18 protein-coding genes and 1 pseudogene are annotated in these 14,531 nt (G+C 63.3%); 11 read left to right on the forward strand and 8 right to left on the reverse strand.

Features of this window, described 5'->3' with window-relative positions; genetic code table 11:
• Nucleotides 1-122 precede the first annotated feature (122 nt).
• The 4 genes from EN884_RS05805 to EN884_RS05820 form a co-directional block, all read right to left on the reverse strand.
• Complete coding sequence (locus tag EN884_RS05805; protein WP_013529138.1) at nt 123-374, reverse strand: AbrB/MazE/SpoVT family DNA-binding domain-containing protein; 252 nt, start codon at nt 372-374, stop codon at nt 123-125.
• 61 nt (nt 375-435) lie between these two features.
• Complete coding sequence (ruvC, locus tag EN884_RS05810; RefSeq protein WP_063169200.1) at nt 436-945, reverse strand: crossover junction endodeoxyribonuclease RuvC; 510 nt, start codon at nt 943-945, stop codon at nt 436-438.
• Nucleotides 946-1,020: 75 nt separating this feature from the next.
• The gene (locus EN884_RS05815) at nt 1,021-1,554 is read right to left on the reverse strand and encodes a DUF1465 family protein (protein WP_013529136.1); all 534 of its coding nucleotides are present in this window, start codon (nt 1,552-1,554) and stop codon (nt 1,021-1,023) included.
• Nucleotides 1,555-1,950: 396 nt separating this feature from the next.
• Nucleotides 1,951-2,331: a hypothetical protein gene (locus EN884_RS05820; protein WP_013529135.1), complete on the reverse strand. Its 381-nt coding sequence runs from the start codon at nt 2,329-2,331 to the stop codon at nt 1,951-1,953.
• Between the two features lie 332 nt (nt 2,332-2,663).
• On the opposite strand from EN884_RS05820, the gene EN884_RS05825 reads away from it, so the two are divergent.
• Nucleotides 2,664-3,215, forward strand: coding sequence for a hypothetical protein (locus EN884_RS05825; RefSeq protein WP_063169201.1), 552 nt, complete (start codon nt 2,664-2,666; stop codon nt 3,213-3,215).
• Between the two features lie 34 nt (nt 3,216-3,249).
• On the opposite strand, the gene EN884_RS05830 is transcribed toward EN884_RS05825, so the two are convergent.
• The 3 genes from EN884_RS05830 to EN884_RS05840 all read right to left on the reverse strand — a co-directional run bounded on the left by EN884_RS05830 (nt 3,250) and on the right by EN884_RS05840 (nt 5,412).
• Nucleotides 3,250-4,020 (reverse strand): sulfite exporter TauE/SafE family protein, encoded by a 771-nt coding sequence (locus EN884_RS05830; protein ID WP_013529133.1) that lies wholly within the window; start codon nt 4,018-4,020, stop codon nt 3,250-3,252.
• 118 nt (nt 4,021-4,138) lie between these two features.
• On the reverse strand, nt 4,139-4,867 hold the full coding sequence (locus tag EN884_RS05835; protein WP_024502917.1) for a class I SAM-dependent methyltransferase: 729 nt from the start codon (nt 4,865-4,867) through the stop codon (nt 4,139-4,141).
• 65 nt (nt 4,868-4,932) lie between these two features.
• Nucleotides 4,933-5,412, reverse strand: coding sequence for an Lrp/AsnC family transcriptional regulator (locus EN884_RS05840; protein ID WP_063169202.1), 480 nt, complete (start codon nt 5,410-5,412; stop codon nt 4,933-4,935).
• Between the two features lie 135 nt (nt 5,413-5,547).
• Here EN884_RS05840 and EN884_RS05845 point away from each other — a divergent pair, with 135 nt between their 5' ends.
• The 9 genes from EN884_RS05845 (at nt 5,548) to EN884_RS05885 (ending at nt 13,562) form a co-directional block, all read left to right on the forward strand.
• Nucleotides 5,548-6,465 (forward strand): DMT family transporter, encoded by a 918-nt coding sequence (locus EN884_RS05845; RefSeq protein WP_027162529.1) that lies wholly within the window; start codon nt 5,548-5,550, stop codon nt 6,463-6,465.
• Between the two features lie 134 nt (nt 6,466-6,599).
• Nucleotides 6,600-7,247 (forward strand): thiamine phosphate synthase, encoded by a 648-nt coding sequence (locus EN884_RS05850; protein WP_063169203.1) that lies wholly within the window; start codon nt 6,600-6,602, stop codon nt 7,245-7,247.
• 1 nt (nt 7,248) lies between these two features.
• Nucleotides 7,249-8,289 carry a tetratricopeptide repeat protein gene (locus tag EN884_RS05855; RefSeq protein WP_013529128.1) on the forward strand — a complete coding sequence of 347 codons (1,041 nt, stop codon included), beginning with the start codon at nt 7,249-7,251 and terminating at the stop codon, nt 8,287-8,289.
• Between the two features lie 174 nt (nt 8,290-8,463).
• Nucleotides 8,464-9,030 carry an elongation factor P gene (gene efp, locus EN884_RS05860; RefSeq protein WP_013529127.1) on the forward strand — a complete coding sequence of 189 codons (567 nt, stop codon included), beginning with the start codon at nt 8,464-8,466 and terminating at the stop codon, nt 9,028-9,030.
• Between the two features lie 85 nt (nt 9,031-9,115).
• On the forward strand, nt 9,116-9,916 hold the full coding sequence (locus EN884_RS05865; protein WP_013529126.1) for an inositol monophosphatase family protein: 801 nt from the start codon (nt 9,116-9,118) through the stop codon (nt 9,914-9,916).
• Nucleotides 9,917-10,038: 122 nt separating this feature from the next.
• Nucleotides 10,039-10,725 (forward strand): hemolysin III family protein, encoded by a 687-nt coding sequence (locus EN884_RS05870; RefSeq protein ID WP_063170358.1) that lies wholly within the window; start codon nt 10,039-10,041, stop codon nt 10,723-10,725.
• A 104-nt stretch (nt 10,726-10,829) separates the two neighbouring features.
• Nucleotides 10,830-11,855, forward strand: a complete 1,026-nt coding sequence (locus EN884_RS05875) for a MotA/TolQ/ExbB proton channel family protein (RefSeq protein WP_013529124.1) — start codon at nt 10,830-10,832, stop codon at nt 11,853-11,855.
• A gap of 1 nt (nt 11,856) precedes the next feature.
• Complete coding sequence (locus EN884_RS05880; protein ID WP_013529123.1) at nt 11,857-12,888, forward strand: peptidoglycan -binding protein; 1,032 nt, start codon at nt 11,857-11,859, stop codon at nt 12,886-12,888.
• Between the two features lie 239 nt (nt 12,889-13,127).
• On the forward strand, nt 13,128-13,562 hold the full coding sequence (locus tag EN884_RS05885; RefSeq protein WP_027162534.1) for a hypothetical protein: 435 nt from the start codon (nt 13,128-13,130) through the stop codon (nt 13,560-13,562).
• A gap of 75 nt (nt 13,563-13,637) precedes the next feature.
• Here EN884_RS05885 and EN884_RS05890 read toward each other — a convergent pair whose 3' ends face one another.
• Entirely contained in the window at nt 13,638-13,991 is a 354-nt protein-coding gene (locus EN884_RS05890; RefSeq protein ID WP_063169204.1) for a DUF1304 domain-containing protein, read from the reverse strand.
• A 140-nt stretch (nt 13,992-14,131) separates the two neighbouring features.
• Here EN884_RS05890 and EN884_RS05895 point away from each other — a divergent pair.
• Nucleotides 14,132-14,531, forward strand: a pseudogene (locus EN884_RS05895) (carboxypeptidase M32); the annotation flags it as partial.

Here is a 14,531-nt window from a genome sequence, read left to right on the forward strand (position 1 = left end):
CCTCATCCCCAGGCTGCCCTGCTCGAGGGCAGACACCATTTTGTACCACGACCACTTTGACCAGCCGGGATCGCGCACGGCGATATCGACAAGCACGTTGGTGTCGACAAGCGTCGCCAAGATTAGCGATCCCGGGTCAAAGCCATGACGGCATCGGCATTCATTGTCTGATCGCCGCTGCCCTCAAGCCGATCGAGCGCAGCAAGAAAACGATCGAGTCTTTCGCGGTCGGCCAACCGCCCCTTGTCATGCTTCGGCGTGATCGTGATCTTGCCGCCCTCGATGCCGAAGATGACTTCGCTGTTGGCGCCAATCCCAAATGTCTCCCGCAGATCCCGTGGGATTGTCACTTGACCTTTGCTCGTCACACGCATGAAACACCCCTTTCTTACAAGTAAGGATTATTCCAACCCGGTGAACAAGTCAAGAACATCTCTATCCAGCGAGTGCCATCCGGTAGGCCACGCTTTGCCGGTGATGCGCGTGGCAGATGGCGATGGCGAGCGCGTCGGCGGCATGCTCGGTATCGAAAATGGCTTTCGGCAACAGCACCTTCACCATCATGTGGATCTGCTTCTTGTCGCCATGGCCGACGCCGATCACCGCTTTCTTGACTGCGTTAGGCGCATATTCGGCAACGACGAGGCCGGCACGCGCCGGCACCAGCATGGCGATGCCGCGTGCCTGACCGAGCTTCAGCGTTGCCACCGCGTCCTTGTTGACGAAGGTCTGTTCGACCGCCGCTTCGTGCGGCATGGCGGCATGCAGGACTTCGGCAAGCCTGTCATGCAGCTGGCACAGCCGCGTTGCCAGCGCGGCCTTATCGTCTGATTTCACAGTGCCGGAAGCAATGAAGCGCAGCGAATTGCCGAGGCTTTCGACGATGCCCCAGCCGGTGCGCCGAAGCCCGGGATCGATACCGATGATGCGAATCGCTTCCGCCATTTGCCGAGTTTACCTCCGGCGGACAGCGATGCCAGCGAAATGTGAACAAACCGGAAACAGAAGGCGGACCGCGGTCTAACCCCGAGCGAAAGCCGTGTTGAGCAGGCTGATCTGGTCGGAAACCGGGTTGGGGCGGCGAGCCATCGGTTGCATGTCGACCATGGCGCCGGAGCCATAGATCTCGTCGTCCATGCGGCGCACCAACGCTTGCAGGCGCAGCGAGCGGGTGACGAGGTCGAGGAAATCCTCGGGCAGTTCGGCCCAACCGGCGGCTTCGTCATGGGCGGAAGCGGTGTCGAGGCGCACCTTGGACTTTTCCGATGCCACCTGGTCACGGGTCATCTCGCCGGAATTGGCGGCGCGCTGCAAAAGCAGCCAGGAGGCAACCTGCATCAGCCTGGTGGTCAGCCGCATCGATTCGGCCGCGTAGAGCGTGGCGGCCAGCCGCGACAGCTTCTTCGCCTCGGCCCGGCCCTTGCCGTCGAGATATTCGGCGGCCTGTTCGACCAGACCCATGCCTTCCTGGTAAAGCGGCTTGAAGGATTGCGAGAAAACCCGGCGTTCCGCCAGCTTGACGGTTTTCGCACTGCCCTTCGAAGGCTCGTTCATTGATACGCCCCTGCACTTGCAACCGGCCGATTCGGCTCCCTGCCGATACACCCGGAACCCTATCTGACTGAAGCTTGAAAATGCGCTTCGTCACCGGTGAAGGCAAGCACATGTTTAACAGAAGGTTAACGGCACCCCTGTCGGGCGGCCCCGCTGGGGTGCGGACAAAAAAGAGAAATCGAGACAAAAAAAGAGCCGCGGATAAGGCGGCTCTCAGGAGTTTAACAGGGAGGCGTCAAACAAAGTGGCTCCAACCACTCGGTAAGAATCCAGATCACTGGATGGACATAGTAAACACCTGTAAAGCTTAATGAAGCCTTAACGGTGCGGATGTTTTTTGACCGAACGCCGCCATACTGTGCCGTAACAGCACAGCATCTCCTGCGTCAGGCTCGGTCAAGCGGTCTTCCAGACCGCCGGCAAGGCGATGAAGGCGAACAGCAGCATGGCTGCGTAGAAGCCCATCGAGGAGGCCGCCACCAGCGGTTCGATCGCGGCATTGCCGGCAAGCAGGAAATAGAGGCCGATCAGCAGGCCGATGCCGCTGACCGCCGTCAGCCAGAAATGAACTGTGGCGAGCGTCTTCTGCCCGATTGCCGGAAACAAATGGTAGAAGAAGGCGAAGACCGCCGACATCAGCCATCCGGCCACCATCGTGTGGGCGTGGGTCGGCATCTGGCCGTGATCCTGGCTGATCGCCATGTACAGGCCGAGCGCCATGCCGCACAGCGAATAGATGATGGCCAGCGTGAAGAAATTCCGTGCTATCCCTTGCATAATGGTCCCCCGAATTGCCTTTTCCCGCTTGCGGGAATGGGTTGATCGTCAGGCGATTGTTGTCGCCACCGGGCTCCCGGCATTGGCGCACTAATATCGGCAGCGTATCCAGACGATGTCGCGCCAACCCCCTCCCGACGATTCGTACATTAGCAGAAAATCAGATAATGCGTTCACAATCTGCGACCTCGCGCGTTGGCCGTAAGCTGAAACAGAGCCGGATTTTTCGCGACATCGTTCCGAAACAGGCGCCACGCTAAACGCCCGCTCCTCTGACGGCCGGCGCAAATCGGCGCCGCCGCAAACCTGACCGGACACTGCAGGAGCAACCCATGGACTGGTACTCGATCGTCAAATTCCTCCACGTCACTACCGCCATTCTGTGGGTCGACGGCGGCTTCGTACTGTTCCTGCTGGGCATGCTTGCCGAGCGCGCGGGCAACATCGAGGAAAAGCTGCAGGCAATGCGCGCCAGCGGTCAGCTGGGCGGCAGGTTCTTTGCGCCGATGTCGATGCTGACGCTGATCTTCGGCCTCATCATGTGCTGGTTCTGGGTCGGCTTCTCCGATTTGTGGGTACTCATCGGCCTGGCGGGATACGCCACGACCTTTTCGATCGGCATGTTCATCTTCAAGCCGACCGGGGAGCGCATGGGCGCAATGATCGCCAAAGAGGGCGTCACGCCAGAGGTTCTTGCCATCGGCCAGCGCATGATGAGCGCGGCACGTTTCGACTATGCGGTGATGCTGGTGATCATTGCGGACATGGTGCTCAAACCGACCGTGCATGACATCGGCATCCTTGCCGGCATGGTGCTGGTCGTTATGGTCGGCGCGACACTGGCTTTTGGCGGCAACCGTCGTCTGGTGCCAAGCGCCGCCTGACCCCTAATGACGGGGCGGCTGCGCGGCGGCCTTTCTACATCAGGCCGACAATGCCATCCCACAGCAGCTTCAGCGCCACGACCGCGACGGTTGCGTAGGTAAAGGGATAGAAGGTTTCCGGCCGCATGCGGCGCACCAGCCACGCTCCGGCGATGGTAGACAGCGGCGCCAGCGGCATGAGCACCGCCGATGCCGTCAGATTGGCGGTGTCGAACTGGCCGAGCGCGAAATAGGGCACCAGCTTCAGCGCGTTGGTGGCGGCAAAGAAGATCGCTGCGGTGCCCGACAGAACTTTCGGATCGAGACGGATCGGCAAGGCATAGACCTGGAAGGGCGGACCGCCGACATGGGCAACGAAGCTGGTGAAGCCGGCGACCGTGCCCCACACGGCGGCGGCCACGCGGTTGGGCGCGGCCGCGTGATCGGCGCCGTGGCGGAACTGCAGATAGAGCCAGCGCAGGACGAAGATGATGGCGACGGCGCCAACGATCAGCCGCACCGCCTCTTCGGTCACCAGTGCCGCCGTAAGCCAGCCAAGGCCGATGCCGATGACGGCGCCCGGCATCATGTCGACCAGCATCTTGCGGTCGTAAACGCCCCACCACGTCCACACCGAGACGATGTCCATCAGGCACAGGATCGGCAGCAGGATGGCCGCCGCCTGCACCGGCGGCATGGTCAGCGCCATCAGCGGCACGCCGACGAAACCGACGGCACCGCCAAAGCCGCCCTTCGACAGGCCGACCAGAATGACCGCCGGAATGGCGGCCGCATAGAACCACGGATCGAGAAGCAGGCCTGACATGGGAGGGGACTGGTCCGGAGGGAAAGCGTGTCGACGCTTGAATAGCCCAGAATGTCGGGCGGAGCGACAGCAAATATGAGCGTGGCGGCTGCACATGCGGGCCGACGCAGGCCTGTGCCTACCGACGCGCCGAGACCAGCAGGAACATCGGCCGCTCGAGCTCTTCCGCCAGTTCGGGTTTGGCCGCGATCTGCTCTGATGTCGGACGGAACTCCTCGACATGCGCGATGGTGAAGCCGGCCTGCAGGAGAGCGTTGAGCGTGGTGCCGATCGTGCGGTGATGTTTCACGACGCCCTTGGCCAGCCAGTCCGTGCTGCGCGGTCCTTCCACCAGATACTGGTCGACAGGCCACGTCTTTCGGCCTTCGCTATCGATCACCCAGCCGGGTTTGGTCGGCGCCATGAAGATCGGATGTTCCGTCGAAAAGACGAAATGCCCGCCAGGCGCCAGGGCCCGATGCACGGTCCCGAACAGACGCGACACATCCTCGACATAGTGCAAGGCGAGCGAACTGTAGACGAGATCGAAGCTGGCTTCCGGCAGGCTGAGCCGATCGAGATCGGCCGTCTCATAGCTTATCCCTGCATCCGGGCCGGCGGCCCTTGCTCGGGCAAGCATCTTCTCCGACAGGTCCAGGCCAAGCACCTGCGCCGCCCCATGCTCGCGTGCCCAGCGGCAGAACCAGCCGAAGCCGCAGCCGAGATCGACGACCCTCAAGCCGCCGACATCGGGCAGCATCGCGCGCATTGCCGGCCACTCGGCGGCACCCTCCAGCCCTTCGACCGAACGGCCGAGTTGGCTGTAGCCTGCGAAGAAATCCTCACGGTCGTATATGTTCTGCGCCATGACAGTCTCGGTCTCATTTGGTCGGCACACTAACCAAGCGGCCACCGGCTTTCCACCCGGCTCGATCAGGAGGCATGCAAGACCTTTGCCCTATCCCGAGAAGCAGCCGCGTCGAGCGGTGGCGGCCGCCGCCGGATCGGCTGCGCCTTGATGATGGCGGTGCTTGTCTCCGCCTTGTCGGCGATACGGTCGAGAATCCCGTCGAGATCGCCGATCGAGCGTACGAACAGCCGGGCGACGAAGCAGTCATCGCCCGTTACCTTGTCGCATTCGCCGAATTCGGGGATGTCCTCGATCAGCTTCTGAACGATGTGCAGCTTGCCCGGCAGAGGCCGGATGCGCACGATCGCCTGCAAGGTATAGCCGAGCGCGAGCGGATCGATCTCGACGGTGAACGCCCGGATGACGCCGCGCTCCTCGAGTCGTCGCAGCCGCTCCGAAACGCTTGGCGACGACAGCCCGACCTGGGCGGCCAGCTCCTTCAGCGAGGTCCGCGCATCCTTGATCAGGATTTCAAGGAGATTTCGGTCGAGATCGTCCAGCATCTTTTTCCTTTTCCCGACAGCTTGGAGCTTTCTCCTAATATAATTAGGCCAATAGGCCATACACCCTTTCCAATCTGATGGAAAGCTTCGCGACCGCATGAGATTATGGCGGCTCAACCGATAAGGAGGTTTGTTGTGAACGAGACAGTACGCGGCACGGTCGAAATGTCCGCCGCAATGGCCATCCTGGGAACGATCGGATGGTTCGTCGTCCTGTCCGGCCAGCCGATCATGGATGTGGTGTTTTGGCGTTGCGCTTTCGGCGCGCTGACGCTGCTCATCATCTGCGCCGGGCTGGGGTTGCTGCGCAACAGGCTGTCGCTGCGCATCATCGGCATCGCCGCGCTCGGCGGCGTCGCCATCGTCGTCAACTGGCTTTTGCTGTTCAGCGCTTTCTCGCGCGCGTCGATCTCGATCGCCACCGCCGTCTACAACACGCAGCCCTTCATGCTGGTCGGCTTCGGCGCGCTCTTCTTCGCCGAGCGGCTGAGCCTGACCAAGCTGACCTGGCTGACCATCGCCTTCGCCGGCATGGTGCTGATCGTGCAGTCGGCTCCCGATGCCGGCCCCAATGCCGGCATGGCCGGCACGGATTATTTCACCGGCATCGTCATGGCATTGGGCGCGGCCTTCTTCTGGGCCGTCGCCGCCATCGTCACCAAGAAGCTCAAGGGCACGCCACCGCATCTGATTGCGCTGATACAGGTCTGCGTCGGCGTCGTCATGCTGGCGCCGTTCGCCAATCTATCCCGGCTTCCAGCCGATGCCTGGAGCTGGACCATGCTGGCGACGCTCGGCATCGTCCACACCGGCCTGATGTACATACTGATGTACGGCGCCATCCAGAAGCTGCCGACGCATCTGCAGGGATCGCTGTCGTTCATCTATCCCGTCGTCGCCATCCTGGTCGACGTCGTCGCCTTCGGCCATCGGCTGCATCTGAGCCAGGTCGTCGGCGCCACCGCCATCCTGATCGCCGCCGCCGGCATGAATCTCGGCTGGACGCTGTGGAAGGGCAAACCGCCCGTCGCGAGCCCGCACCCGATCAAGTGAAGCGGCCCGCCGGCTGCCCGGCGGATCAAACATCGCGATCCCGACTGCCCGCCTGTTCAAGGCGGGCACTTTGCTCTATGCCGCAATCCAACCATCTTCGCCCGGCATAGGCGAAACGCGGGACCCGAAGAACCATGAATGAAGCAACGCCCCCCAATCGCTGTCGCATCGTGCTGATCGCGCCGCCCGGCGTGCCGGCGGCCCGTATTGTCACGGCATTCGATGGTGGCGATGTCGCTTCGCTGATCCTGCCCGAGAACGGCATGGATGAAGCCTCGTTCCAGGCTTTCGCCGAACGGATCGTGCCGGCAGCGCAAGCCGCCGGCGTTGCTGTCATCATCGCCGGCGACACCCGCATAGCCGGCCGCGTCCAGGCCGACGGCATCCATGTCGAAGTCTCCAAGGCCGAACTCGCCGAGACAATCGAGCATTCCCAGGCAAAGATGATGGTCGGCACCGGAGGCGCCAAGACGCGTGACGACGCGCTCGAGCTTGGCGAGACGCGGCCAGACTACATTTTCTTCGGCCGCTTCGGCTACGACAACAAGCCCGAACCGCACCCGCGCAACCTGTCGCTCGGCGCATGGTGGGCGGACATGATCCAGATCCCTTGCATCGTCATGGCCGGATCCGACATCGCCTCGGTCGAAGCCGTGGGCGCCACCGGCGCTGAATTCGTGGCGCTGTCGAGCGCCGTGTTCGCCGACGGCACCGACCCCAGGACAGCGGTCGCCACCGCCAACGCGCTGCTCGACGAGACTGCGCCGCGTTTCGAGGACTGAAATGTCATCGGCGACGCTTCCCCTCCAGGCTCTGCTTGCGGTGCTGATGGTCCAGGCGGCGGCCGCGGAGACCATCCCCTTGCCGCAGCCCAAGCCGGAAATCGGCGTCCACACCGATAAGCCGATCGACAAGCCGTTGCCGCAGCCCGCCACCACGGCCGAGCCTGCGCCGCTGCCGTCGGCCGACGCCGTCAATCCCGACCGCTTCGGCGCAAAACCCGCCGACGCGGCCTATGGCGCCTTCCAGCGCGGCCTCTACAAGACAGCTTACAATCTGGCATTGGTCCGGGCGCAAAACGGCGACCCGGCGGCGCAGACCCTGGTGGCCGAGATCCTGTCGCGAGGTCTCGGTGTACCGGTCAATTCGGCGCAGGCGGCGAAATGGTACGCCTTGGCCGCCGAACAGGGTGTGCCGGAATCGCAGTTCCAGTATGCGCTGATGCTGCTCGACGGCCGCTATGTCAAAAAGGATGGAAAAGAGGCCTACGCCCTGATGCAGGCCGCAGCCGAAGCCGGCAACCGGCTGGCGCAATTCAATTTCGCGCAGATGCTGGTCCAGCAGGACCCCGGCGACGCCGGTATGGCCAAGGCGGTCTCCTACTATGAACGCGCCGCTGCGACCGGCCTCGCGGACGCGCAATATGCAATGTCGCAGATCTACGCCAACGGTGTCGGCGGCAAGCCACGCGACGATGCCCAGGCAAGGCGCCTGCTGGCGCAGGCCGCAAGGCAGAACTACGACACCGCGCAAATCGATCTCGCCGCCTGGATGATCGAAGGCCGCGGCGGTGCGCGCGACCTGAAATCCGCCTTCGGCTGGATGAAGCAGGCGGCGGAGGGCGGCAATGTTGCCGCCCAGAACCGCCTGGCCAAGCTCTATATGCAAGGCATCGGCACCGATCCGGACCTGGTCCTTGCCGGTGCCTGGTACATCATTGCCCGCCGCGCCGGCCTCATCGATCCGCAGATGGACGACTTCCTGCAGGGGCTGGACGACGACCAGACCAAGCAGGCGCTGCAGAAGGCCAACCGGCTGCCTTGACGGCGGCCCGCGCGGTCATTGCGAGTGTCGCCTCGGCTGCCCTCGCCTGGCACCAACCTGCCCGCTCCCTTGCCTCTTCTGGCGATTTGTGGTCTTGGGAGCCCGAAATCGCTTTCCCAGCGAATATCCCTTACCGACGGCGTGGCCGTAGGCATCATTCCGGATCATCTCATCATGGCCAAGATCAATGGCAACGAAATCCGTCCCGGCTATGTCATCGAGCATGATGGCGGCCTTTGGGTGGCGGTCAGGACCAACACCGTCAAGCCTGGCAAGGGCGGCGCCTACAATCAGGTCGAACTGAAGAACCTCATCAACGGCACCAAGCTCAACGAGCGCTTCCGCTCGGCCGAGACGGTCGAACAGATCCGGCTCGACCTGAAGGATTTTTCCTTCCTCTACGCGCAGGAAGACGCCCTGGTGTTCATGGACACCCAGAGCTACGAGCAGCTCGAATTGAACAAGGACTTCGTCGGCGATCGCGCCGCCTTCCTGCAGGACGGCATGATGGTAACGGTCCAACTCTACGAAGAGCGGCCGATCGGCATTTCGCTGCCCGACTATGTGACGCTGACCATCACCGAGGCCGACCCGGTGGTGAAGGGCCAGACGGCGGCATCGTCCTACAAGCCGGCGATCCTGGAGAACGGCATCCGCGTCCTGGTGCCGCCCTTCATCGGCGCCGGCGAACGCATCATCGTCGACACCAACGAAATCACTTACGTGCGCCGCGCCGACTGACGCATGTCCCCCAACAGTGGCCCGGTTCCGGGTCACCGACATGCATCGAGGCAGAATTTAAAGCGCAGCACCGGGAAAAAGCACTATGGCACGCTCAGCCCTTCTCAACGTCATGGTCCAGGCCGCAATGAAGGCCGGCCGCTCGCTGTCGCGCGACTTCGGCGAAGTGCAGAACCTGCAGGTCTCGATGAAGGGCCCCGGCGACTATGTCAGCCAGGCCGACCGCAAGGCCGAGGACATCGTCTTCGCCGAACTGTCCAAGGCACGGCCCGGCTATTCCTTCCTGATGGAGGAGCGCGGCGTGGTCGAAGGCGACGACGGCCAGCATCGCTGGATCGTCGACCCGCTCGACGGCACCACCAATTTCCTGCACGGCATTCCGCTCTTTGCCGTTTCGATCGCGCTGGAGCGCCAGGGCCAGATCGTCGCCGGCGTCATCTACAATCCGGCGATGGACGAACTCTACACCTGCGAACGCGGCGGCGGCGCCTTCATGAACGACCGCCGCTTGCGCGTCGCCGGCCGCATCAAGCTGGTCGACACGGTCATCGGCTGCGGCATGCCGCATCTCGGCCGCGGCCACCACGGCAATTTCCTCGTCGAGCTGCGCAACGTCATGGCCGAGGTTTCCGGCGTCCGCCGCCTCGGCTCCGCATCGCTCGATCTCGCCTATGTCGCTGCCGGCCGCATGGATGGCTTCTGGGAAACCGGCCTGTCTGCCTGGGATATCGCCGCCGGGCTGCTTTTGATCCGCGAGGCGGGCGGCTTCGTCTCCGACATGGATGGCGGCCAGGACATGCTCGACAACGGTTCGGTCGTCGCCGGCAACGAGATCATCCAGCGCGCTTTGCTCAAGGTCGTGAAGAAGCCGCTCTCCTCTCGTTGACAGGCAAGCCGCGCCGACAAACCGCCGCGCTGATGCGCCGCAGTCGCAAAACCGCAACGGAAGCTTGAAATACTGCCCGGCGAGCGCCCAGATTGGAGGGCGCGGCGCAGGAACCCGGCTTAGTGAGAGACAACGAACCCTACCCCGATATCCCGTTCATCGGACGCTGGCACTATTCGCGTGCCGAGATGATCGCTGACGGTATCGTCCACGCGGTCGGCATCGTGCTGGCGATATCGGCCGGTTCCGCGCTGCTGGCGCTGGCGGCGTTTCGTGTCGGACCCGGCGAATACATCGCCGCCGCCTTCTACGTGGTTTCGCTGCTCACCGTGCTCTCGGTGTCGATGACCTACAATCTGTGGCCGGTCTCGTCGCCGGCAAAATGGGTGTTGCGGCGTTTCGACCACGCCGCGATCTATCTGCTGATCGCCGCGACCTATACGCCTTTCCTGGCGCAGCTCGAAGGCTCGCCGCTGGCGCGCTGGATGATCGTGCTGGTCTGGACCGCGGCAGCGCTGGGCATTGCCGTCAAGGTGTTCTTTCCCGGCCGTTTCGACCGGCTGGCGATCGGCTTCTATCTCGCCATTGGCTGGAGCGGCATCATCCTGGTCAAGCCGCTTGTCCAGACGCTACCGACGACATCGATAGCGCTGATCGTTGCCGGCGGCATCGTCTACTCCTGCGGCGTCATCTTCTTCGCCTGGAAGGGGCTGCGCTTCCACAATGCGCTGTGGCACGGTTTCGTCGTCACCGGCGCCAGCCTGCATCTGGCCGCCATGGTCGACTGTCTGGTCATCAATCGCCTCTGACACTATCGACGCGGCAATATTGCCAAGCGCCATTCAATTTGGTCACAATTCCGTTTAGAGTCGCGGTTTACGTGATCGGCGGCGGCATCGGAAACGGGGCACGGATGGCTTTTCTCAGATCCTTCGGCATGGGCAGACGTTCTGATGTCCTGATCTACGACCCGCATAAATTATCGAGCCCGCAGGTCTTTCTGCTGACCATGGTGATCTTCCTGGTCATCGTCGCCTTCATCGCCGCCATCCTCACCCGACAGATCTCAACCGCCTTTGGCAGCAATCCCGGCCTCAATGGCCTGATCGTCGGCGTGCTGGTGGTCGGCATCCTTTTGGCCTTCGCCCAGGTTGGGCGACTGTTTCGCGAAGTGCGCTGGGTCAACTCCTTCCGTGCCGGCTCGGAGACGACCGAACCGGTGCTGCTGGCGCCGATGAAGGCGATGATCGGCCGTTCCTCGGCGATGGCCTTCTCGACCAGTTCGATGCGCACCATGCTCGATTCCATCGCCACGCGCCTCGACGAAAGCCGCGACACCTCGCGCTATCTCGTCGGCCTGCTGGTGTTCCTCGGCCTGCTCGGCACCTTCTGGGGACTGTTGAACACCATCGGCTCGATCCGCGAAACCATCGAATCGCTCGATCCCGGCACCGGTGACGCCGCCGCGGTGCTCGATTCCCTGAAGCAGGGGCTTTCGGCGCCGCTGGCCGGCATGGGCACCGCCTTCTCGTCCTCGCTGTTCGGCCTCTCCGGCTCGCTGGTGCTCGGCTTCCTCGACCTGCAGGCCGGCCGCGCCCAGACGCGCTTCTACACCGAACTGGAAAACTGGCTTTCCTCGGTCACCGACCTGTCGTCGGACATCGTCGTCGCCGACCCGGCCAAAACCGAATCCTCCGACGAGATCCGGGTGCTGTCGGAACGGCTGCGCTCGATGCAGGAGAATGGCGGCGGCTCCAACCCGCGCGTCGCCACCGCCATGGCCAATCTCGCCGACGGCATTTCCGGCCTGGTCAAGAATATGCGCTCGGAACAGCAGATCATGCGCGACTGGGTCGAGGCCCAGTCCGACGAGCAGAAGGCGATGCGCAACACGCTGGAAAAGATCGCCGATGCCCTGAAGAAGCCCGGAGTGCACTGAAGTGGCGCTCGCCAGGGGCCGGCGCACCGATCGCCGCATCGACTACTGGCCGGGCTTCGTCGACGCGCTGTCGACGCTGCTTTTGGCGATCATGTTTCTGCTCACGGTCTTCGTGCTGGCGCAGTTCCTGCTGGGACGCGAAATCTCCGGCAAGGATACGGCGCTCTCGCGCCTCAACTCGCAGATCAACGAACTGACCCAACTGCTGGCGCTGGAGCGCTCGACGGCGCAGGACAAGGATGATTCCCTGGCCAATCTGCAGGCGTCGCTGTCGGCCGCGCAAGCGGAAAAGAGCCGGCTCGAACGATTGCTGGCGCAAGGTGCCGGTGCCGGCGACGCCGCCAATCAGCGTGCAGCGGCGCTCGGCGGCGAACTCGACAGCCAGCGCCAGATCAGCCAGCAGGCGCTGAGCCAGGTCGAGATACTCAACCAGCAGATCGCGGCGCTGCGCAAGCAGATCGGCGCGCTCGAGGATGCGCTCAACGTCTCCGAAATCCGCGACCGCGATTCCAACACCAAGATCGCCGATCTCGGCCGCCGCCTCAACGTCGCGCTGGCGCAGCGCGTGCAGGAGTTGAACCGCTACCGCTCCGACTTCTTCGGCCGTTTGCGCGAAATCCTCGCCGACCGCGAGAACATCCGCATCGTCGGCGACCGCTTCGTCTTCCAGTCGGAAGTGCTGTTCCCAACGGGCTCCGAGGTGATCAACGATGCCGGCAAGGTCGAGATGAAGAAACTCGCCGACGCCATCATCGAGTTGCAGAAGGAAATCCCGCCCGAGATCAACTGGGTGCTGCGCGTCGACGGCCATACCGACAACAAGCCGCTCTCCGGCACCGGCCGCTACCGCGACAATTGGGAACTGTCGACGGCGCGTTCGACCTCGGTGGTGAAATTTCTGATCGAGAACGGCGTGCCGGCCAACCGCCTGGTCGCGGCAGGCTTCGGTGAGTTCCAGCCGCTCGATCCCGCCGACACCGAAGAGGCGCGCAACAAGAACCGCCGTATTGAACTGAAGCTCACCGAACGTTGATCGAAAATCACGCGAACTTGTTCGCCGGTTCAACCCTAGGGCGCAGATGGAGGCGGGCAAGGCCTGAAAAGATTATCTTTTTTTAATTACACATTGTCGCAGGGCGGTCCTAGCCTGCCGCCCGGGCCGAGAACCGCCGGCGATGAATCCCCCCTCATCGCGACGCGACGGAACCGGACGGCCCAAGGCTGGAAGGCAGGCGGACAACCGCCGCCTCCCTCTACAAGAGGAGACGCGTGATGCGCTCTTTCACTCCCAAGACCTCGCTTAGAACTGCAACACTCACGGCGCTCCTCATCGCCGTTCCGCTTGCCGGCGCCTATGCCGCGGGCCATCACAAGGGCGCTCTCGACGCGACCGATCCAACCGATATGACTGGCCCGCGTGTCGAGGCGCTTATCCAACAGGTGCAGGGCGTCCGGCAGGGCATCGTGGACGCAAGACAGGCCAACAACATCACCCCGGCTGTGGCGGAACGCCTGGAAATGCGCACGGCCCACATCAGTCAGGCGGCAGAGAAAGTCGCCGCCTCCGATCACGGCAGGATACCGGCCGCGCAATACCATGATCTGCTGCGCCGTCTCGACAATGTCGACCAGCGGCTGATGATCGACACCGGCAGCGGCTTCATGATCGGCGACGGCGCCGACGGCGGCAATTACCCGAACGGCTGAGGCCATAGCGCCCGAAACGGTCCAAGAGGAAGGAACCGCCTGGCGCCTTCGAGAGCGATCCCGCGGGCGTCCTTTTTACCAGCCGAGCAATACCGCGATCAGGGCGATCACCGCCGGCACGGTCTGGATGAACAGGATCTTGCGCCCGACCGTTGCCGCGCCATAGAGGCCGGCAATGGCCACGCAAGCCAGAAAGAAGACCTTGACCTGGAACCCGGCCGCACCAAGGTATAGCCCCCAGATCAACCCGGCGGCGAGGAACCCGTTATAAAGTCCCTGATTGGCCGCGAGCACTTTCGAGGCACTGGCGAATTCCGGGGTCAGGTTGAAAGCCTTGTGCCCGCGCGGCGTGTCCCACAGCACCATCTCCAGATAGACGATGTAGGCATGGATCAAGGCCACCAGCCCGACCAGGATGTTGCCGATCATTTTTTCCCCCTTGATGTGTTGCCGGCAGCATTTCATGCGCGGCCTCGCCTGCGCAAGGTGCATTTGCCGGACGGCATCCGAGGGTTGCCAACGCTTTTGCGTTGGTGTCTTTTCGCGCCGTCCCAATCACGGAAGTCGCCATGTCCTTTCAGAAACTCGACGACCTCGGTCACAAGCTCGAAGCGCTCGAGCATGCGCTGGCCATCCTCGGTGCCGATGAGGCCACGCACATGGCCGTCGGCGGCGGCGAGAAGCGTGCCGAGGCGATGTCGGCACTGGCCGGCATGTATCACACCAGGGCAACGGCGCCCGAGATAGCAGACTGGATCGCCGCGGCCGAACAGGAAGCGCTGGGGGAGGAGCAGCGCGCCGCCGTCTCGGAACTGCGGCGGCAATACACCAACCTGACCTGCCTGCCGGTCGAATTCGTCGAACGCCAGACGACCGCGCGCATGCGTTGCGAGCAGCTGTGGCGCGGCCTGCGCGCCAAGAACGACTGGGCAGGCTTCCAGCCGGCGCTGGAAGCCTGCCCAGTCGTTC

The sequence above is a fragment of the Mesorhizobium sp. M7A.F.Ca.AU.001.01.1.1 genome, from assembly GCF_004022735.1.
Taxonomy (GTDB): domain Bacteria; phylum Pseudomonadota; class Alphaproteobacteria; order Rhizobiales; family Rhizobiaceae; genus Mesorhizobium; species Mesorhizobium ciceri.